Genomic DNA, 21,588 nt, shown 5'->3' with positions numbered 1-21,588 from the left:
TAGGGTGAAAAAATCAAAACTCATACACCAATCCAACGCCTAATAACTGTTTCAATTGTACTTTTGGTCCAACCGTTACTTGCTGACCATCAATTTCTTCTTTGGCTTTAATGTCATCATCGTAAATCAAATGCGCACCAATATTGGCTCGAACGTACTCATTTACTATTAAATCCAATTGCATTTGCCAATCGACATCCACATTTCCAAAGTTATTGATGTAATCCGAATACAGGTTCAATCGGTTTTCCAAATTCATGTTCTTGAACAATTCTCTTTTATGAAAACTAGTGACCAAAAACCCTAATTCTGTTCTCGATTTTTTTCCTAACGTAAGTAAATTGCCCAACTCGTCATAAGTCGCTTTTTCTACACCAAACGCTCCTTGATTGGCCAATGTTTGATCCAAAACCAGAGTTGTTTTTTGAGTCAAAGGCGAAATGTAAACGCTCAGTTTCTTTTCCTTATTCGCGTATTCTGCTCCAATTCCGAGGAAAATATACGCTGGAGCCATCGGTTTTGAAATGGCATTATCCGTGTTTGGATAGGCGTAACCATTGGTAAATTGAGTATTAAAATTGAATTTAGCCGAATGGTACCAATTCGAAATGGTATCGCGTCGATAACCTACGGTTGAATTCAATTGAAAGGCATCATCAGTTTTGCGAAGCTCAATTCCATCTTGCTTATTGACACCGTAACGCACAATCACTTCGTTGAGCCATTTTAAATTATCCGTTTCGTATTTTCTGAGGAAATTCCCTTTCAACAATCCCGAAATCGAACTGTTTCCACCCGCATTCCAATTCATAAAAGCAATTTGGCTGATGTCAAAGCCAACCGTATTTTTCTTTTTCCAATGGGAAGTGGTATCGAGTAATTTGGTTTGAATAATTTGTTGAGAACAGGCGTTTTGATAAGTAAAAAACACCAAAATAAAGGCGGCTTTTAAAAGAAACTTCATCAGTAAAAATTTTCGTTGTGCAAAAATCGTTTTTTTCGTCAGATTGAAAAAAGATTTACCAGACTTTTAACGTCTATTTTACAGATTTGTTGCAGTTCGTTTACCGTTCCGTGTTCGATAAATGCATCCGGAACTCCGAGTGTTTGAATGGGTAAATGATAGTTATTTCCCATGGCAAATTCAATGATGGCACTACCAAAACCGCCTTTTATAGCGCCGTCTTCAATGGTAATCACCTTTTTATAGTTTTGAAAAATAAGATGCAGTGTCTTCTCATCCAAAGGTTTTACAAAGCCGAAATCATAATGCGCAATCGTTTCTGGATTATGTAATTCAGACAATGCTAACGTCACATTATTTCCAATAAAACCTGTTGACAACACTGCAATTGTTGTTCCTTCTTTTAACAATTTTGCTTTACCAATTTCGATTTTCTGAAATCTGCGTTCTGCCAACTGCATTCTGAAATCTACTAAATTTCCACGACCGCGCGGATAGCGAATCGCAATCGGATGATTCAATCCTAAAGATGCCGTATACAATATATTTTGCAAATCGATTTCATCTTTTGGAGCGTAAATCATCATGTTGGGAATGCATCGCAAATACGCCAAATCAAAAACTCCGTGGTGTGTTGCGCCGTCTTCACCAACCAATCCAGCTCGATCCAAACAAAAAATAACGGGTAAATTTTGCAAGGCAACATCGTGAATCAATTGGTCGTAAGCACGTTGTAAAAAAGTAGAATAAATATTGCAAAAAACCACCATTCTTTGTGTGGCCATTCCTGCGGATAAAGTCACTGCATGTTGCTCGGCAATTCCCACATCGAAAGCACGATCAGGAAAGGCTTCCATCATGAATTTCATTGAACTTCCAGAAGGCATCGCTGGAGTAATTCCGATTATTTTGGGATTGTTTTTGGCTAATTCTACTAATGTTAATCCGAAAACATCTTGAAATTTCATCGGCAAATGCTCTTCCGACTGTTTGTGGATTTTTCCTGTTGCAGCATCGAATTTTCCTGGAGCGTGATACTTTACTTGGTCTTCTTCGGCCAACTGTAATCCTTTGCCTTTGGTGGTGATAATATGTAAAAACTTTGGTCCTTTTACTTTTTGAAGTCGTTGTAATTCGTTAATTAACAAATTGATATCGTGACCGTCAATCGGGCCTGAATAATCAAAATTCAGCGACTTGATCATGTTGTTTTGCTTCGGATTTTTGCCTTCTTTTACCGCGGTCAAATAGTTTTTCAACGCGCCTACACTTGGGTCAATTCCGATGGCGTTGTCGTTTAAAATCACCAATAAATTCGCACCGGTAACTCCGGCGTGATTCAACCCTTCAAACGCCATTCCGCTCGCAATTGAAGCATCGCCAATCACTGCAATATGATGTTTGTTTTCACCTTTTAATTGTGAAGCAATCGCCATTCCCAAAGCCGCCGAAATCGACGTGGATGAATGACCAACTCCAAACGTATCGTATACACTTTCGCTTCGTTTTGGAAAGCCCGAAATACCGCCTAATTGCCGATTTGTGTCAAATTTAGTTCTTCTTTCGGTGAGAATTTTGTGTCCATACGCCTGATGACCCACATCCCAAACCAACAAATCGTCGGGTGTATTAAATACATAATGCAAGGCGATTGTCAATTCAACTACGCCTAAACTCGCACCCAAATGTCCTTCTCGCACTGAAATCACATCAATGATAAAATCACGCAACTCTTTCGCTACTTGCGGCAATTGAGTTACGTCCAATTTTCGTAAATCGGTAGGATTGTTGATGTGGGAAAGAAGATTGCTTTTCATTGCATTTAAAAAAGCAAATTTAAGGTTTTGTTTTTACTAATCTGGTTTTATTAGTATCGGAATAGTGTAAGATACTCTAACTTTTTCACCATTCTGTTGTCCTGGTATCCATTTCTCACTTGCTTTTAAAACCCGAATTGCCTCTGAATTTAATGCTTCATTAATTCCGCGTACTACTTTTATATTCGATAAAGTTCCGTCTTTTTCTACTATAAATGAGAGGAAAATTTTTCTCTTAATCTCTTTATCAGCATCCGAAATTTTAAAGTTGGTTTTAATAAAACTGTACAATCCATCCATTCCTTTGGAATATTTTGGTAACTCCTCAACTTCTGATGCTAAATACAATTCTTTTGGAATAAATTTATCTGAAGTATCCGGTTCTACAGCGACTTCTCCAACTGTAACAGGTTGTTGACGATAATTCACGCTAATTGAATCGGTTTTGTGAATCGCATTTTTATTCTCACGAACTCTTATGACTCCTGTGGTCGCTCTTGGTTGAATTGTATCATCTTCAACGAGTGCGGGCTCACCAGTTACAAACTCATCATTATGATTTTTACAGCTAAAAAGTGTACTTCCCATGACAATAAATAAAATCAGCAAAAATGCTTTATGAAACGGCATGGGTTGTTCCAAAACGCGTCTTGAAATGGGAATGGCTAACCGATTGACTTGCTCATTTTTAAATCGCCCACACACTTTTGCTCCGCTATTCTCTATGAAATATTGTTGAATTTCTTCTGTGGATTTATTAGTAAAATCAACAACACTTTTGGTACACGAACTACAAAATCGTCCCGTATGATCGGGAGTCATTGCATTCCAATCTTCATTACACGGTTTCGGAATCGTGATGTTCAACTTCTGATTCATAAATTCTAGATTGTGATTTTAAAACTAACGAAAATTACTTCAAAATCGTACTTTTGTTCAATGGAAAACATTTTCACCGACGACTACTTTATGAAAAAAGCCTTACAAGAAGCCGAAATGGCTTTTGAAAAAGGCGAAATTCCTGTTGGTGCTATTGTAGTTGTAGATAACAAAGTCATTGCACGTAGTCATAACCTTACCGAATTGCTCAATGATGTTACCGCTCACGCCGAAATGCAATCGATTACTGCAGCAGCAAATTTCCTTGGCGGGAAGTACTTAAAAAACTGCACATTATATGTTACTGTAGAACCGTGTCAAATGTGTGCCGGTGCGTTGTATTGGAGTCAGATTTCGAAAGTGGTTTTTGGCGCTCGAGATGAGCAACGCGGATTTCTAACTTTAGGAACGCAATTACACCCCAAAACCCAAGTAATTCAAGGCATCTTAGCCAATGAATGTGCCGATTTAATGAAGCGTTTTTTTGCCTCTAAAAGAAAATAATTCACAAAAATATTTACAAGAAAAATAGTCCAAAAAAATATTTTACATTTACTACAATAATTAGAATATCTTTTCAGTTATGCCATTAATTGAAAGTGTTAAAAAAACCATTTTTTCAAGAAAAAAAGTTCTAACCAATAATTCCTTAAAACAATGAAAACCATTAAGTTAATCGGTTTGTTTTTGGCAATCTTTGTATTGCATTCGTGTACTAAAAAATCGGTCGCCGATTTTGATTCTGACTTTTCACTGTATAAGGATTATATATCGAGTTTTTCTACCGGAATGGTTTCCGTCGATTCGGATATTAGAGTACAATTGGCGTTCAATAAATCCGATTGGGAAAAAGACGAAGAACTCGACGATGATTTGTTCGAAATTTCACCCAGCATCAGTGGAAAAGTCGTAGCACTTTCCAACAATACCATCGCTTTTATTCCGAAAGATAAATTGGAACAAAACACCTTGTATCGGGTAACATTGAATCTTTCTAAAATCACCAACAAAGTTCCGAAAGAATTATCCAAATTCAACTTTTCACTCAAAACATTCAAACAAGATTTTGTAGTCAACACCAACGACTTGCAATCGTACAACCGTGATAGTTATTACCTCAACGGAACCATCAAAACGGCCGATAATTTATCGTTTGAAGATGCTAAAAAACTGATTTCAGCGACTCAAAATGGCGATGATTTAAAAATCAGTTTTGACAAATCGTTCAGCACGTCGACCGAATTCAAATTCACCATCGAAAACATCAAACGCGAAGACGAAGACGGTAAAATTACTATTGAATGGGATGGCGATGATGTCGATATCGATCAAGAAGGCGAAATGGACGTAATCATTCCAGGAAAAGACAATTTCAAAGTGCTTAAAATTGAAGTAGGCGACGAAAACAACCAATCGCTGCTCATCAACTTTTCGGATCCGCTTAAAAAAGACCAAGATTTTAAAGGGTTGATTAACATCCAAAACACCAACAATCTGAAATTTTCAACCATGGGCAATGTGTTGAAAGTGTTTTTTAATAATGAAAATTCTCCCAAAGTTGATACTTCACAAGAGCTACAAGCTGTAGTTGATACTGCAGCTGTTGCGGTTGATACAGTTGCAACTGCTTATACTGAAAGTGCAGTTGATAGCACGGCAGTAGTTGAACCTGTTGTTGAAGAAACCATCGAAGCCACAGCTGTTGCTCCAGTAGTTGAGCAATCGTTTGACAGCAATCGCCTGATTGAAATCTTCCAAGGAATCGAAAGTGCTTACGGCTACAAACTCAAAGAAAATTACTCTGAAAACCTCATCTTCGAACAAATAAAACCAGGAGTTCGTTTCTTAAAAAGCGGAAATATTCTTCCGAGTTCCAACAATTTAAAAATCAATTTTGAAGCAGCAAATTTGAAATCCCTGGATGTAAAAGTCTATAAAATCTACAAAAACAACATTCTTCAATTTTTACAAGACAACGAACTCAACGGTACTCGCAATCTGAAACAAGTTGGGCAACCTATTGCCAAATCGACCATCGATTTAAAGCAAAATAATCTGGCCAATTACAGCAAATGGAACGCCTATGCATTAGATATTTCTAAAATTATTCAACCCGAACCAGGCGCAATTTACCGTGTTGAATTTTCATTCAAAAAGAAATATTCACTTTACAAATGTACTTCCAATCCGGATGGTGAAGATGAAGAAGAAGAGGAGGAAGAAATTGTCGAAGACGATGTGAATTACAGCGGCGGAAATTACTACGACGACTACTATTACGATGAGTACGATTGGCGCGAAGATCAAGATCCGTGTTCGAATTACTATTACTACAACACTAAAGTTGGAACCAACATTCTAGCCACTGATTTGGGTGTAATCGTTAAACGCGGAACGGATAAATCAATCGTTGTTGCGGTGAATAATATTGTTACCACCGAAACCGTTTCGGGTGCAACTGTTGATTTGTACAATTTCCAACAGCAAAAAATTGCTTCTTCTCGTACCAACGGAGATGGAATGGCCACGTTTGAAATGACCAAATACGCCTATTTTGCAATTGTTACTCAAGGCAAACACAGTACGTACGTTAAATTAGACGACGAACTTTCGCTTTCGGTAAGTAATTTTGATGTTTCGGGTGAAACCTTACAAAAAGGACTGAAAGGTTATATTTATGGTGAGCGCGGCGTTTGGCGTCCGGGTGATACGATGTATTTGTCGTTCATTTTAAATGATAATGCCAACAAATTACCCGAAAATCACCCAATCAAATTGCGCTTGAACGATCCGAATGGTAAAACCGTTTACCAAACCGTAAAAAGAGGTAATAGTTTAAATCATTATACTTTTGTTATTCCAACAGAAACCAGCGCTCCAACCGGAAATTGGGAAGCCGTTGTTAATGTCGGTGGCGCACGTTTCTACAAAAGCATCAAGGTAGAAACCATCAAACCGAACCGTTTAAAAATTAAAAACAGTTTCAATCAACCTGTCCTTTCAGCGGCTAAGAAAAACGTCAATAACATTCAGGTGTTGTGGTTGCATGGTGCAATTGCGAAGGATTTAAAAACCGAAGTTCAGGCGAAATTCTCGCAACAAGTTACTACGTTTAAAGGATTTACCAATTATGTTTTTGACGATCCAACTCGCAGTTTCTCGACCGAAGAAATCAATATTTTTTCAGGTAAAGTGGATGCAAATGGTAAAGCGTCGATTCCGATTAATCCAACCATTCAAGGACAAGCACCAGGAATGTTGCGTGCGGCTTTCATTACCAAAGTGTATGAAAATGGTGGCGATGTGAGTACGGATGTTTCGTCCACTCAATATTCGCCGTACAAAACCTATGTCGGAATCAAAGCACCTGAACCGAATCGCTACGGCATGTACGAAACAGGTAAAAACAATAATTTTAGCATTGTGACTGTGGATGAAAACGGTCGTCCAAAACGCACTACTGATTTGGAAATTCGTGTATACAAACTCGAATCGCGTTGGTGGTGGGATGCTTCCAATAATGATTTGTCGAATTATAACACTGCTGTCGGAAGAGTCGCTTACAAAAACTATATTTTAAGCACAGACGCGTCAGGAAGAGGAAGTGTAAATCTGAATGTTCCCAACGATGAATGGGGCAATTATTTGGTGCGCGTTTACGATCCAACCGACAAACATGCTACTGGAGTTTCGGTGTATTTGGATTGGCCGTATTGGTCGGCTAAATCAAAAAATACCGATGGTGAATCGGCCAAAATGCTGAAATTCTCTACCGATAAAACCAAATACAATGTGGGTGACAAAGCCAAAATTTTCTTCCCATCGAGTGAAGGCGGACGCGCGTTGATTTCGATTGAAAACGGAACGAAAGTGGTACAAACATTGTGGGCCAAAACTCAAAAAGGCGAAACTCAAGTTGAATTGCCAATTACAGGTGAAATGGCGCCAAATGTGTACATCAACATCACCTTATTACAACCTCATGCTTCTACCAAAAACGATTCGCCTATCCGAATGTACGGCATCGTTCCGATTGAAGTAATCGATAAAAATACTGTACTCGAACCGCAAATTTCGATGCCAAATGTATTGCGTCCAGAACAAACATTTAGTGTAAAAGTCTCCGAAAAACAAGGCAAAGCGATGACGTATACGATTGCCGTTGTAGATGAAGGTTTACTCGATCTAACCCGATTCAAAACGCCAAATGCTTGGGATAGTTTCTACACTCGCGAAGCGTTGGGTGTGCGCACTTGGGATATTTATGATGATGTGATTGGCGCTTATGGCGGAAAAGTAAACCAAGTGTTCAGTATTGGTGGTGACGCCGATTTGGGCGGTGGAAAAGCCAAAAAAGCCAATCGTTTCAAACCAGTAGTAATGTATTTTGGTCCGTTTGAATTAGGAAAAGGCGATTCGAAAACGCATCAAATTAAGTTACCGAAATACATCGGATCAGTAAGAACGATGGTCGTAGCGGCTCAAGCCGAATCCAGCGCATACGGAATGGCGGAAAAAGCAACTCCAGTGAAAAGTCCGTTGATGGTCTTAGCTTCGCTTCCGCGGAAAATATCACCATCGGAAAATGTGACCATTCCGGTAACGGTTTTTGCTACTGAAAATCATGTGAAAAACGTAACGGTTCAAATCAAACCGAATAATAGTGCGCGTGTCATCGGAAGTTCAACGCAACAACTTTCATTCCCAACTCCGGATGAAAAAATGGCATACTTCAATTTGCAAGTAGGAAGCGCAACTGGAATCGGAAAAATTGATATCATCGCCACTTCTGGTAAGGAAAAATCAACCTATTCTGTAGAAATTGATGTGACCAATCCGAACCCGAGAACGAATGCGTATACCGATATTGTAGTGGAACCGAACAGCAGCAAAACCATTGCGTGGAAAACCTTTGGCGTAAGCGGAAGTAACAAAGCGAGTATGGAAGTTTCGTCTGTCCCAACGGTTGATTTTGGTCGTCGTTTGGATTACCTGATTCAATATCCACACGGCTGTGTTGAGCAAACCACCTCATCGGTTTTCCCACAATTGTACTTAGCCGATATTATGGATATTGATGCCTCGCGCAAACAAAACATTCAAAGAAACATTACGGCAGCCATTCAAAAATTGGGTAATTTCCAACAACCAAGCGGCGGATTATCCTATTGGCCAGGCACAATGCAAGCCGACGATTGGGGTACATCGTACGCCGGACATTTCCTCATTGAAGCTGAGAAAAAAGGCTACGCATTACCGATTAATTTCAAAACTAAATGGATCAGTTATCAGCAAAAAATGGCCAAACAATGGCGTTTTGAAAAAGGATACGGCAATGATTTGGCGCAAGCGTATCGTTTGTATACTTTGGCCTTAGCTGGTTCTGCCGATGTGGCTTCAATGAACCGCTTACGCGAAACAGTCGGAATTACCAACGAAAGTAAATTGCGTTTGGCGGCGACTTATGCGTTGATCAAACAAAATTCGGCTGGATTAGCGTTGTTGAGTAAATCTTTCATTGACGAACAAAATGACACCAATGGTTACTATTATTACTATGGTTCGGCCGATAGAAACCGCGCGATGGCTTTGGAAACTTTAGTGTTATTAGGTCAAAAACAACGCGCCTTTAAAATGGCAACGCAATTGGCCAAAAACCTCTCAAGTGATCAATGGATGAGCACACAAACCACTGCGTACGGATTGTATGCGATGAGTAAATTTGCCAAATCCAACGGAAGCAAAGGTTTGTCGATTCAATACACCAACGCCGGAAAAGCTCAGTTGATTACCACTACCAAAACCGTTGCCGAACGTAGTTTGGTGATTAAAACAGGTGGGAATTCGGTGACAATCAAAAACACTAAGAACAATACGATTTTTGTACGTGTTCTTAATAGTGGAATTCTACCTGTTGGAAGCGAAAAACCAATTCAGAATAACTTAACGGCAAGTGTGACGTTCAAAGATCGAAAAGGCAATCTGGTTTCGGTAACCAAAATCAAACAAGGAACCGAATTCATTGCTGAAGTAACGTTGAAAAACGGCAAAAACGAACGCGTGAACAACATCGCCTTGACGCAAATTCTGCCATCCGGATTTGAAATTGTCAATACGCGTTACACCGAATTTGGTTCTGCTACTGAAAATGTAGCCGATTACATTGACATTCGCGACGACCGCGCCAATTACTATTTCAGTTTAAGTGGTGGCGAAACCCGTAAGTTTAAAATGCTGTTGAATGCGTCGTACCTCGGAAAATACTATTTGCCTGGTTTACAATGCGAAGCCATGTACGACAATGATTTCTTGGCTCGAACGCAAGGTCAATGGGTGGAAGTGATAAAGTAGTTATATCCTAACAGGTCTTTGAGACCTGTTAGGTATTTTATTACTTAATTATATTTAATGAGTTCAAACCTAACAGGTTCTAAAAAACCTTTTAGGAATTTAATAAACGCCAAATAATTTATCTATATGCCCAACGAAATTCTAGAACCTGGAGTGATTTATCATTTTTATAATCGAGGAAATAATCAAGAAAACATCTTTATTGAGGAACGGAACTACAACTATTTTCTTCTTCTCATGAAAAAGTATATTGTTCCAATTGCTGATGTTTATGCTTATTGTTTGTTGAAAAATCATTTTCATATCGCTTTGAAAATAAAAGACAACGATGATTTACCTGAAAAGTATCGTGAAAAAATTCATTTGCCTTTTTCAAATATGTTCAACACCTATTCCAAAAGTTTTAATAAAGCTTATTTGAGAAAAGGAAGTTTATTTCAAGAACATCCCAGAAGAAATCGGGTTGAAAGTGATGAATACCTCAGACAACTTATTGTGTATATTCATTTAAATCCTATTAAACATAAATTTACAAATTGTTTTGAAAATTACCCACATTCCTCTTTTAAAGCGTATCAAACGGAAAAGATGACCAACATTGATACAGAATTTATTTTTGAACTTTTTGGAGGGAAAGAAAACTTTCTTTTTTATCACGATGAACGTAAAATAAATTATGATGGTCTTATAAATGAAATAGATTTGTATGACAAATGAAAAATTGTAAATGAACTTTAAAATTCCAAATAAAATAAAGAGCATACCTAACAGGTTTTGGAAACCTGTTAGGAGATTCATCCTCAACAACAAAAAGAAATCAATCGTTGCTTTTGTTTTGTTGGTGGTGTATTATTTTTCGTTGCCACGAACGCTTTTTGAAGAACCGTATTCTACCGTAATTGAAAGTAGCGATGGCGAATTACTCGCGGCACAAATCGCTCCCGATGGTCAATGGCGTTTTCCTGCCAAAGACAGCGTTCCCGATAAATTCAAAAAATGCATCGTGTATTTTGAAGACGAACACTTTCGCTATCATCCCGGATTCAATCCAGTGGCGATGGTCAAAGCCATTCGTCAGAATCAAAAAGCCGGAAAAGTAGTTCGTGGTGGAAGTACATTAACCCAACAAGTCATTCGTCTTTCGCGTAAAAACAAAAAGCGTACGTATTTTGAAAAACTCATCGAAATCGTACTGGCAACACGATTGGAATTCCGCCATTCGAAAGAAAAAATACTCGAACTCTACGCAGCTCACGCGCCTTTTGGTGGCAACGTAGTTGGACTGGAAATGGCATCGTGGCGCTATTTTGGCGTTCAGGCGCACCAATTATCGTGGGCCGAAAGCGCTACACTTGCCGTTTTGCCGAATGCGCCGAGTTTGATTTATCCCGGAAAAAACCAAGAAAAACTGCGCCGCAAACGCAATGCGCTGTTATTGAAACTCCACAACGAAGGCGTTATCGATCAACTCACCTACGATTTGGCGATAACCGAACCGTTGCCTCAAAAACCGTACAACGTTCCGCAAATCGCTCCGCACCTACTGCAGCGTGTGGCCAAAACCGATCAAGGACAACGCATTAAAACTACGATTGACATTGCGCTTCAAAACCGCATCAACCATATTGCGCGCCAATACCACAATCAGTTCAAGCAAAACGAAGTGCACAATTTGGCCATTATTGTCATCGATGTGCAAACCCGCAACGTGATCAGTTATGTGGGCAACTCGCCTACTGATGTCGATCACGACAAAGACGTCGACATCATTTCGGCGCCGCGAAGTACCGGAAGTATTTTAAAACCGTTTCTTTACGCTTCGATGTTGGACGATGGCGAAATTCTACCCAACACTTTAGTTCCCGATGTTCCGACGCAAATTTCGGGTTATACGCCGCAGAATTTTAACCTCACTTACGATGGCGCTGTTCCGGCACAACGCGCTTTGTCGCGATCGCTCAACATTCCCGCTGTATTGATGTTGCAGGATTATGGTGTGTTTAAATTTTACGATGTGCTGCAGAAATTCCAATTGCATGACATCAACAAACATCCTGATCATTATGGTTTGTCGCTGATTTTGGGTGGCGCCGAAAGCAATTTGTGGGATTTGTGTCGCACCTATGCGAACTTATCATCGACGGTGAATTATTTCAATACCTCGAAAGGAAAATACCGCACTAAGGAATTTGCCGAATTGAATTTCCGTCACGGATTTGAAACCGACTTTGGCGACGACAGTTTTCAGAAAACCATTTTGGGCGCGGGTTCGATTTACTTGACGTACAATGCGATGAAAGAAGTCAACCGACCCGAAGGCGATGAAGCGTGGCGTTTTTACGATTCGTCACTCGAACTCGCTTGGAAAACCGGAACCAGTTTTGGAAACCGCGATGCGTGGGCAATTGGCACGAACTCGCGTTATGTAGTTGGCGTTTGGGTGGGAAATGCTTCGGGCGAAGGCCGACCTGAATTAACCGGAGTCGATTATGCCGCACCCGTGTTGTTTGACGTGTTCAATTTATTACCTCGAAAACCGTTTTTTACCGCGCCGTTGAACGATTTGGAAGAAGCCGAAATTTGTACCAAAAGCGGTCATTTGGCGCAAGACGATTGCCCAAAAGTGATGCAACTCATCAACCGCAATGGCAAAAAAACGGCGGTTTGCCCGTACCACAAATTGGTGCATTTGGACGCGAGTGAACAGTTTCAGGTGAACAGCAGTTGCGAAGACGTAAGCAACATTGTCAGTAAAAAATGGTTTGTATTGCCGCCTGTAATGGAGTTGTACTACAAAAGTTTACACATTGATTACGTGCCGTTGCCGCCTTTTCGAGACGATTGCCAAACCGCGCAACACAGCGTAATGGATTTTATTTACCCCAAAACCAACAGCAAAATTTACCTGACCAAAAACTTCAACGGGCACATCCAACCGATTATTGCCAAAGTGGCGCACTCCAACAAAGAAGCCAAACTGTTTTGGTACGTAGACAACGTGTACAAAGGCACCACGCAAACCTTTCACGAACTCCCAATTGAAGCCAACACCGGAATTCATTACATTACTGTTGTAGACGAATTTGGCAATGAAATTAGAAGGAAAGTGGAGTTGATTAAAGAGTGAAATTCCAAACTTAGTGTTCCTTGAGTTTAAAAGAAAGCAGAAGGCAGTTGCAGAAGGCAGATTTCGTTTACGATAAACCAACCTTTTGTGAGCTTTGCGCCTTCTTTGTGTCTTTGTGGTTAATTTAGAAGCGAATGGCTTGGGCTTTCTTGCCATCGTCGTTCCCGCTTTACGTCACGCGCGTCGTTTCCTTCAATCGGAGCTAAAGAGTTATGGTCTTTTGTGAAAGTAGTAGTGCTAAGAAGTTTATATTAAAAAGGAAACTTAGTAAAATTATTTTTCTAAACTCACTTATCTGGATTATGTTGAAAACAATAACCGTTGGCAATACTCGTCATGTGTTTACAGCGCGTTCCTTTTTTAGTTGTTCCTTTGCATTGTGTAGTTTCTTTTTGACCTTGTGCTGTATTAGTAGATTGAACAAAACCTAACGCAGTATAATTTTGAGGTTTACAAATTTTGCAAGGCTCCAAACCCAATTCGGCTGCTTCTTTTAACGTAATTTCACTAGATACATTTTCTACCATACGACAACTTCCTAAATGGTATTTGGCACCAGAAGGTGTTTTATACACTTTTTGCGCACTCAATGACAAAGAGAAAAAGAGTAAAAATAAAATGTATCTCATATCGTAATCGTTTTACTCAAAGTCATGAGAATTTGAGAGAATGTTCAAAATTGTGGTGGCACGGATTGCAAATCCGCGCTAACGGGTATTTGGCACCAGAAGGTGTTTTATACACTTTTTGTGCACTCAAGGACAAAGAGAAAAAGAGTAAAAATAAAATGTATCTCATATCGTAATTCTTTTACTCAAAATCATGAGAATTTGAGTGAATGTTCAAAATTGTGGTAGTACGGATTGCAAATCCGCGCTATCGGGTTTCGTGCGGTAGCGGTGCAGTTATTCTTTAATATTGAACTTTGAAAGTAATTCACTAAAACTATCAATATAACTTTCTTGTAAAATTTTACTATCCTCGAAATTAGAATAATCAATTACATTTAATCCGTTAATGTTGAAATATTTGTCAGCTGAATATTCTTCATTTTTTAGAGTTGATGTTAAGATAACTTGTTTGTCTAATTTCAAAAACTCATCAAGCATTGTCATTTCTTTCGAAGTAGATAATTCACCTTCTCGGAATGAGTCAATAATGATTGGGAATTGATGTTCTAAAACGCTATTTAAAGCCATAATTTTGCAAAAATAATATTCTTGACCTTCGCTTCCCGAATAAGTTTCTGTTGCTTTAGTAAATAAATCTTCAAACTTAAGTAAACCTTGCGGATCGATAATACCGTAAAATCTTTTCATTTCCTTCAAAATACTTTCTAATATATATTTTTGTCGTTCTTTATCAGAAGTAATTTTACTCTCATTGTTTTTTAATTGACTTTCAATTTCATTTAAACGATTCTGCAACTCTAAAACTATCTTGTCTATATCTTTTGAATCAGATATTTCATCTTGAAATAAAATATAATTTTTAATTTCTGGTGTTGAATTTTCTAAAAGCTTATTTATTTGTTCTTGCTCTTTATTGATTTCATGATTAAACTCGGATATAATTTCCTCTTTTATCTGAATACTTGATTTTATTGAGATTAGGATATTTTGTCTTACATGATTATTGCTAACTTCAAATTCAAAATCATCATTTGTGAATATAATTTTTGAACTACCGCAATCACCACATTTAACCTTACCCTCATTAAGATTTCGGTTTAAAGAGTTTAACTCGATAACTAATGCTTGAAGTTTAGCTTTTCTATTTTCTTCTCTATTTCTTTTTTTCTTTAATTCAGCAATAGTTTGATGAATTTCTTGAATTTGATTTCCGAAATTTCTATACTCTAGATTATTTGCCGCTGCACTAATAAAAGTAGATATTTCAGGATTTTTTTTGATAATACTAATTTTCCTTATTTCAGCTTTTATTTTTGAATCTAATAATGCCTTTTCTTTTTTTAAATTTTCAACATCATATTTATTGAATGTTTCAACAGTGATTCCTTCCATCGAATAAATCATGTTTAAAAAGTCAACTTTATTATTTTGTCCCTTAACGATTAGGTTTGAAGTGTTTCTTTTGTCTTGACCTAAAAAGAAAAGTTCATAAAGCAAGCTTAGATCTACAGTTCTTTGCTGTCCATCTTTGTCAATTTTTGGAAGCGTATAAATTTCTTGATCAAAATAATATTTAAATTCAGTTATACTGTTGAAAACATAAAGTTGTTCCTGATTTAAAACTAAAATAGAATTTCCTTTTCTTAAAAATTCAAATTTTCGATTTTCAATTTCAATCTCAGAATAAAAGAAATATTTTTTTGTATCAAATCCGCTTGGAAAAATTGAATCATAACCTAAAGAATAAACAAGACATTGCATTAATAGTGTCTTACCACGATTATTCTCGTTACTGAAAATTATATTAGTTTTATCTGCAAAGCGATTTTCTATAAATGCTTCATCTCTATTTCCAAATGCGGCTTTTTTAATTATCATTTAGTCCTTCTATAATTATTGATATAAGATAAAGTATTGTTTCCTTGGTTAAGTATGAAATTTTAAATTTATAATCTACAAACAATAACAAATAAATATTTTCTACGTCATTATCAGTTGTGGTTGTTCTATATTCGACAATTTTTTCACAAATGTCCCAAAAAGTTTTATTGCTGTTTTTGTTAAAGAAAGCTCTTGAAAGATTAGAGTTGCATTCTTGTAGCAAATCTTTTTTATCCTCAATATCCATTCCTTCTAGTATTGGAGAAAAATAAATTGGAATTGATTTGTATTTAAAAATTTCACATCCAATTATTCGACTAATAATTAAAGTTTCAATATCTTTTGTTGAAAGATGTCTTCTAAAATTAAGAACTTCTCTAATTTCTGAAATTGTTGTATTCTCAATATAGCTGTTCTTTTTTGCAGTTTGAATATCACGTAAATCATTAAAAAGGCTAGTGTAAAAATCATCGTTTTTAAGATTTGTGTTCTTAAATTTTGTTACTGCTTTGATGTAATCGTTGTTAGTAGATTTATCTTCTACAATTAAAACTTTTTTTAAGAAATCATCTATACTCGTAGAATAACTTTTTGAATTTCCTTGAACTCTTTCTATTTCTTCAGTTAGGCCTTTTTTTATTCTTTGAAATGTTTTGTCAACTAGGTTATCTAGATTATAAGTTGTTTTTAAAGAATCGATTTTATATTCTGAATTTAATTCTGGACAAAAGAAAATAAAATCTTCAAAAGAAAAAATTGATGTAAAATTGTCGAAAAGAGTATAAAAATATTTACCTATTTTTTTGGGATTCAAAGTCTTTTCATTTTTGGATTGTATATCCCAAATTTTATCGACTTTTTTATTTAAACCACTCACATCATTAAAACAATCAAAAGTAACATAAACTACATCCTTACTATCATTTCGTTGTCCTATCAAATACAATAATGACTTAGTCTCAAAATTTGAAGCTTTTTCATTATTCATTTCTGTATTTCGAAATATATATGTCATATATTAATGCAGATTCGTGTTGGGCAATGTTTTTATTTTTCCATTAAGACTGATTTATAATCTTTATCTTTGAGAAATTGAGGTAGCTCTTTTATTTCTTTGTATCCAAATTTAGCGTAAAAATTCATTAGTTGATCTTTGGCAACAAGTTGAACTTTTTTAACATTATGCTTTTTTGCTAACAAGTCTACTTCATTTAGAAGTTTAGTTGCAAGTCCCATCTTTCTGTAGTCTTTATCAACAGCAACAAATATTATGTAAAGGGTATTTCCATTAATATTAAAATTTAATGGAAAATTTGAAATTTCATCAAAAGTCTCGAATTCTTTTTCATTCCAGATAAAACTTTCGATATATCCAACTACATTATTGTTTTTTTTGTTTTTTATAATAATGAAGCCTTCATTAAACATAAACATTCTGTTGTTTAAAGTTTCCTCGGAAGCAGCATTGCTATGTTCTATTTCTAATTCTATGTCATATACTTTCTTAATATCTGATTCGGAGGCTTTTGCTATTACAAAAATTTCTTTTTTATCACCTATTGTTAATTCAATTTCTTTATTTTTTGTATAAACAATTTTTTTATTCAATACAAATCCTTCATAATAAAAAATTGCACCATCATTATTTTTAATATTATCATACTTAAAATTGTATGATACTGTATTGTCACTCTCGGTTTTTGAATTAAGTCTGTGTTCTTCAACAATTCTCTTATTTTTGATGATAAATATTTTTGGTGTTTTCAGAACATATGGAAAATTGACAGTGATTTCTACATTTTTAACTCCGCTAAATGACCAATGGTCAGTATCACCTGTTCTTAAATTCATGGTGTTATACCAACAGAAATAATACCTTAATTCAATGTTTTCTAACATTTTTAAAGGATTATCAAGAATTATTTTGAACTTTTTTTTATTGTTATAATCATTAACAATTTCGGTGTTTAATTTAGAGTTATTAGAATCATAACAAATGAAGTTCATGTTTTCGGCGTTTTGTATTCCATCAGCTGTCGTTGTAAAATAAACTTCGTCTATGGGTTTTGTTTTTTTGTTTAATCCATCTTTTACATATTTTGCAAAATAATTACCCTTTTTATCAACTCTAGAAAAAAACTTGATATTGTTAATTTCTAACAATTCATTTGTAGAACTAATATTGTCATATATTCTATCAATTATTAAATCTTTTAAAATCTCCTTGTTATATTCAAATTTTTGAATGTCTTCAATTAGAAATGGAATCCAATTTTTTTCCATATTTATGGGTAAAAAATATTCACTATGTGATTTATAGCTCTCACTATTAATAATCATATTTTTTTTATCAAGTGGAATATCTAAAAAACCGACTTTACCTGCTTTACCACAATCTTTATCGATAATATATCTTGTATATTTTAAAAACCATTCCAATTTTCCATGATCATTTTTGAGTTGTTTAAATTGTTGTTTTGCAATTAAATCTCGAAAATCTAGCTTAGAGTTTAAAATTGAACCACAAAAGATTATTTTATCAAATTTGATGACATCATATTTTTTCATCGCTTGAAAAACGACATAAGTTCCAAAGCTATGTGCTATTATAGATGGTAAAATTGTGTTTTCACCTTTAAAGTTATCACTATAAAATTGACTAAAATTATTTATTATTTTATTTCGTTGTTTTTTAGTCAAAAACTTAAAAAAACTAAAAAAACCATAATCAAAATACAAAACATCAATGTTTAATTCATTTATAACTTCCATATTTGGTATTTCTTCATACCATCTATTATCTCTTCTTATACCATGGATTGTAACTATCTTCATATATAATAATCTCTTCTAATGCGTTTAATTTTGTATAGTTTTGTCTCGTCTTGTAAAATATTGCCCAACAAGTAAATATATACAATTCTTAATACATTTTTTCAAAATAAATCTATTTTCAATCACCACCTTTACGGTTTCCCGTACTCAACTCATACCTCTGCTTGTTTTTAATTTGGCATTGAAACGGTTGAGGAACTTTTCGGCGTTTTTGTATTCGTATTCTTTGATAAAGGCGAGGTAGGCGTTGTAGAGGTTGTTTTTTCGCATGGCGTTGACGTAGTAGGTCATGGGGAATTTGATGTCGCGAAATTCAATTAGGTCGTTGCGTATGGCTTGTTCGATGAGTTCGATGTGAAATAGAAAAGCGTCGGCACAATCGCGAATGTAGACTTCTTTTTCAGAAAAAACTAAGTTGTCCGTACGGAGTCCAACTTGTACATCTTGAAAGGTAATGGTGGCTTTTTGATCGGGTGTGATGTTGAAACTTCTTCCCGACCAATCGATCATGATCGTGGCGTCGGTAACCATTGGTGATGCAAGCATGTCTTTGAGAAACTCGTGGGCTGAATTGGCTTGTTTCCAACGTAAATCGCGATGACGCTCAAGGCGACTTTGCTTGATTTCGGTGGTGATTTTGTAAGCGGCAATCAAACCGCCAATGATGGCTACAATTTGTGCGGTGATTTCGATTTGTTCGGCTAAGGTCATGGTATTACTGTCGTTTTTTGTGATCTTCGGGATAACCAAACTGTCCGCAGTGTTTCTCTTTCGGAATCTTAGGAACGCATTGCTGGCATTGATCGGCTTTGTTGTGTAAATGAACCGTCACGCAACCGCAGTCGTATTGAGTGATTTCAAAATAAGTTCCACAGAGGTTTCTGCCGCAGAGGTGTTTGATTTCGTGTTTGTTTTTTGGCATTGAGCAGTAGTTTTTGTAGTTTTTGGGAATACTTTTAAAGTATATCGGCAACTAATGTAACGAAGTAATGCTACGCAGCGTAGAGGAAAAACACCCTTTTTTGTAGGGGAAAAACACCCTTTTTTTGGATTGTTTAGATTATTAGACTGTAAGACTATAGGACTTTAAGACTATAGGACTGTAAGATTTAACCGCGAAGAAGGCACAAGGTTCGCGAAGATTTTTGAACCATATAAGACATATAAGGTCATTTAAGGTTTTCTTCTATGTTCTTATATGCCTTATATGGTTAAAATTGAAACTCTGCAACTTTGAGACTTTGCAACTTTGCAACTTTAAATTTACACCAAAAAAAAACGCTCCATCCTAAGACAGAGCGTTCTGGTATTATTTCCGAATTTCTTTTCCTTGTTCATCAAAGAAACGGTATTCGAGGTACGTGTAAGCGTCACGAGGTATAATTTTCACCCATTTCTTATGTTCAAAAAGCCATTTCGAACGTAAGGATGGAAAACCTTTTTTAAGGTATGCGGCCACAAAAGGGTGTACGTTGAGTACAAGTTTTTTGTGGTCATTTTTGTATCGTTCTACATCGGAAGCGATTCGATCGATGATTAAAATTGGAGCTTCAATGTCTCCATTTTTATTATTCGGATCTTCTTCTCTTGTTTCGATATTGACTTCTGGTCTTACGCGTTGGCGAGTAATTTGGACTAATCCGAATTTACTTGGCGGTAAGATTTTGTGTTTGGCTTTATCATCGCTCATTTCTTCTCTTAAGAAATCAAACAAAACCTTTCTGTTATCGGGGTTTTGCATGTCGATAAAATCGATTACTATAATTCCGCCCATGTCTCTGAGTCGCAACTGACGTGCAATTTCTGCAGCGGCAATCATGTTGACTTCGAGTGCTGTGTCTTCCTGGTTGGTGGCTTTGTTCGAACGGTTTCCGCTGTTCACGTCGATAACGTGTAGTGCTTCGGTATGTTCGATAATCAAATACGCACCTTTACTCATCGAAACGGTTTTCCCGAAAGACGTTTTGATTTGGCGTTCTATATGGTATTTCTCAAATATGGGCGTGTCTTTCGACTGATACAGCTTCACCATATTTTGTTTTGAAGGTGCTATCTCGGCCAAATAGTCCTTCGTTTCTTGAAACAACTCTTCATCATCTACTTGAATACCCGTGAAGGTATCGTTAAAAATGTCTCTAAGCATGGAGGAAACTTTGTTGAGTTCACTCAGTACTTTAGAAGGATGATGAGCAGTTGGTAATTTTTTACACATTGCAGTCCAGCGATCGATTAGGTTCTGCAAATCTTTTTCTAGTTCGGCTGTTTTTTTGCCTTCTGCTACTGTTCTCACAATAACACCGAATCCTTTTGGTTTAATGGCTTGAACTAATTTCTTGAGTCGGTCTTTTTCTTCTTTTTCTTCTATTTTTTGCGAAATAGAAATACGATCCGAAAAAGGAACCAAAACTAAAAACCTACCGGCAAACGACAGTTCAGAACTGATGCGTGGCCCTTTGGTAGAAATAGGTTCTTTAACCACTTGAACTAAAACCGATTGATTGGCATTGAGCACATCCATGATGGCGCCATCTTTATCGATTTCCTTTTCAAAAGGAAAGTTTTTTAGGGAGAAATCTTTTATTTTACCTGCGCTTACAAGTTTAATGAATTTCAAATAAGAAGCTAAATTCGGACCTAAATCGTGGTAATGCAAAAAGGCATCTTTTTCGAAGCCTACGTTTACAAAAGCCGCATTGAGTCCGGCAACGGGTTTCCTGATTTTAGCAATAAAAATATCGCCTACTAGGAAATCGTTCTTTTTCTCTTCTTCTTTGTGTAATTCAATTAGTTTTCCATCTTTTAATAAGGCAAAATCTACAGCATTGTCACCACTACGGATGATTAATTCTTTATTCATGTTGTAAATTTTTATCCGAACTTTTTGCAATAGGCAATAGGCAATAGGCAGTAGGCAAAAATGCTTACAGCTTAAAGCTTAAAGCTTACAGCTAATTGTAAGGATGGATTAAACATTTTAAACAGGTATGTTATTACCCGGTGAATTTTAGATTGCAGTCAAGAAAAGGCAAAAGGCAGTGATACAAACTGCGTTCTGAAATCTTATTTCTGCATTCTGAATTCGTTTTCAATGAACGTTTAAAA

Annotated in this window: 14 protein-coding genes; 4 read left to right on the top strand and 10 right to left on the bottom strand. The window is 36.4% G+C overall.

The annotated features are described in order from the left end of the window. Window positions 1-13: 13 nt before the first annotated feature. The 3 genes from VK161_RS03075 to VK161_RS03065 are packed head-to-tail and all read right to left on the bottom strand — an operon-like array spanning window position 14 to window position 3,660. Window positions 14-964 (bottom strand): DUF3078 domain-containing protein, encoded by a 951-nt coding sequence (locus VK161_RS03075; RefSeq protein WP_324213288.1) that lies wholly within the window; start codon window positions 962-964, stop codon window positions 14-16. Between the two features lie 38 nt (window positions 965-1,002). Next, window positions 1,003-2,781 (bottom strand): 1-deoxy-D-xylulose-5-phosphate synthase, encoded by a 1,779-nt coding sequence (locus VK161_RS03070; RefSeq protein WP_324213287.1) that lies wholly within the window; start codon window positions 2,779-2,781, stop codon window positions 1,003-1,005. A 36-nt stretch (window positions 2,782-2,817) separates the two neighbouring features. Further along, the gene (locus tag VK161_RS03065; protein ID WP_324213286.1) at window positions 2,818-3,660 is read right to left on the bottom strand and encodes an energy transducer TonB; all 843 of its coding nucleotides are present in this window, start codon (window positions 3,658-3,660) and stop codon (window positions 2,818-2,820) included. 60 nt (window positions 3,661-3,720) lie between these two features. Between VK161_RS03065 and VK161_RS03060 the strand changes: the two genes are divergently transcribed. The 4 genes from VK161_RS03060 (at window position 3,721) to pbpC (ending at window position 13,138) form a co-directional block, all read left to right on the top strand. Beyond that, entirely contained in the window at window positions 3,721-4,164 is a 444-nt protein-coding gene (locus tag VK161_RS03060) for a nucleoside deaminase (protein WP_324213285.1), read from the top strand. A gap of 153 nt (window positions 4,165-4,317) precedes the next feature. Continuing rightward, window positions 4,318-10,011, top strand: coding sequence for an alpha-2-macroglobulin family protein (locus tag VK161_RS03055; protein WP_324213284.1), 5,694 nt, complete (start codon window positions 4,318-4,320; stop codon window positions 10,009-10,011). Window positions 10,012-10,137: 126 nt separating this feature from the next. Then, a complete protein-coding gene (locus VK161_RS03050; RefSeq protein WP_324213283.1) occupies window positions 10,138-10,728 on the top strand; it encodes a transposase in 591 nt (196 codons plus the stop codon). A gap of 10 nt (window positions 10,729-10,738) precedes the next feature. Continuing rightward, window positions 10,739-13,138: a penicillin-binding protein 1C gene (gene pbpC / locus VK161_RS03045; RefSeq protein WP_324213282.1), complete on the top strand. Its 2,400-nt coding sequence runs from the start codon at window positions 10,739-10,741 to the stop codon at window positions 13,136-13,138. Window positions 13,139-13,425: 287 nt separating this feature from the next. Here the strand turns inward: pbpC and VK161_RS03040 are convergent, their stop codons facing one another. From VK161_RS03040 to VK161_RS03010, 7 genes are all read right to left on the bottom strand, one after another. After that, window positions 13,426-13,767 carry a DUF5763 domain-containing protein gene (locus VK161_RS03040; protein ID WP_324213281.1) on the bottom strand — a complete coding sequence of 114 codons (342 nt, stop codon included), beginning with the start codon at window positions 13,765-13,767 and terminating at the stop codon, window positions 13,426-13,428. A 276-nt stretch (window positions 13,768-14,043) separates the two neighbouring features. Next, the gene (locus VK161_RS03035; RefSeq protein WP_324213280.1) at window positions 14,044-15,648 is read right to left on the bottom strand and encodes a hypothetical protein; all 1,605 of its coding nucleotides are present in this window, start codon (window positions 15,646-15,648) and stop codon (window positions 14,044-14,046) included. Then, window positions 15,638-16,639 carry a hypothetical protein gene (locus tag VK161_RS03030; protein WP_324213279.1) on the bottom strand — a complete coding sequence of 334 codons (1,002 nt, stop codon included), beginning with the start codon at window positions 16,637-16,639 and terminating at the stop codon, window positions 15,638-15,640. Before VK161_RS03030 ends, VK161_RS03035 begins: the two co-directional genes overlap by 11 nt. A gap of 59 nt (window positions 16,640-16,698) precedes the next feature. After that, entirely contained in the window at window positions 16,699-18,486 is a 1,788-nt protein-coding gene (locus VK161_RS03025; protein ID WP_324213278.1) for a GNAT family N-acetyltransferase, read from the bottom strand. 147 nt (window positions 18,487-18,633) lie between these two features. Next, window positions 18,634-19,197, bottom strand: coding sequence for a hypothetical protein (locus VK161_RS03020; protein ID WP_324213277.1), 564 nt, complete (start codon window positions 19,195-19,197; stop codon window positions 18,634-18,636). Window positions 19,198-19,201: 4 nt separating this feature from the next. Beyond that, window positions 19,202-19,408: a hypothetical protein gene (locus tag VK161_RS03015; protein ID WP_324213276.1), complete on the bottom strand. Its 207-nt coding sequence runs from the start codon at window positions 19,406-19,408 to the stop codon at window positions 19,202-19,204. Between the two features lie 387 nt (window positions 19,409-19,795). Continuing rightward, complete coding sequence (locus VK161_RS03010; protein ID WP_324213275.1) at window positions 19,796-21,343, bottom strand: ribonuclease E/G; 1,548 nt, start codon at window positions 21,341-21,343, stop codon at window positions 19,796-19,798. Between the last annotated feature and the right edge of the window lie 245 nt (window positions 21,344-21,588).

Source organism: Flavobacterium sp. (assembly GCF_035299245.1).
GTDB lineage: Bacteria > Bacteroidota > Bacteroidia > Flavobacteriales > Flavobacteriaceae > Flavobacterium.
This window is presented reverse-complemented; position numbering and strand designations above follow the sequence as displayed.

Bases quoted from the DNA above. Each gene is read 5' to 3' on its own strand.
- VK161_RS03010 (WP_324213275.1), bottom strand. From the start codon at position 21,343: ATGAATAAAGAATTAATCATCCGTAGTGGTGACAATGCTGTAGATTTT.
- VK161_RS03060 (WP_324213285.1), top strand. From the start codon at position 3,721: ATGGAAAACATTTTCACCGACGACTACTTTATGAAAAAAGCCTTACAA.
- VK161_RS03035 (WP_324213280.1), bottom strand. From the start codon at position 15,648: ATGATAATTAAAAAAGCCGCATTTGGAAATAGAGATGAAGCATTTATA.
- VK161_RS03050 (WP_324213283.1), top strand. From the start codon at position 10,138: ATGCCCAACGAAATTCTAGAACCTGGAGTGATTTATCATTTTTATAAT.
- VK161_RS03075 (WP_324213288.1), bottom strand. From the start codon at position 964: ATGAAGTTTCTTTTAAAAGCCGCCTTTATTTTGGTGTTTTTTACTTAT.
- VK161_RS03030 (WP_324213279.1), bottom strand. From the start codon at position 16,639: ATGAATAATGAAAAAGCTTCAAATTTTGAGACTAAGTCATTATTGTAT.
- VK161_RS03040 (WP_324213281.1), bottom strand. From the start codon at position 13,767: ATGAGATACATTTTATTTTTACTCTTTTTCTCTTTGTCATTGAGTGCG.
- pbpC (WP_324213282.1), top strand. From the start codon at position 10,739: ATGAACTTTAAAATTCCAAATAAAATAAAGAGCATACCTAACAGGTTT.
- VK161_RS03065 (WP_324213286.1), bottom strand. From the start codon at position 3,660: ATGAATCAGAAGTTGAACATCACGATTCCGAAACCGTGTAATGAAGAT.
- VK161_RS03070 (WP_324213287.1), bottom strand. From the start codon at position 2,781: ATGAAAAGCAATCTTCTTTCCCACATCAACAATCCTACCGATTTACGA.
- VK161_RS03025 (WP_324213278.1), bottom strand. From the start codon at position 18,486: ATGAAGATAGTTACAATCCATGGTATAAGAAGAGATAATAGATGGTAT.
- VK161_RS03015 (WP_324213276.1), bottom strand. From the start codon at position 19,408: ATGCCAAAAAACAAACACGAAATCAAACACCTCTGCGGCAGAAACCTC.
- VK161_RS03020 (WP_324213277.1), bottom strand. From the start codon at position 19,197: ATGACCTTAGCCGAACAAATCGAAATCACCGCACAAATTGTAGCCATC.
- VK161_RS03055 (WP_324213284.1), top strand. From the start codon at position 4,318: ATGAAAACCATTAAGTTAATCGGTTTGTTTTTGGCAATCTTTGTATTG.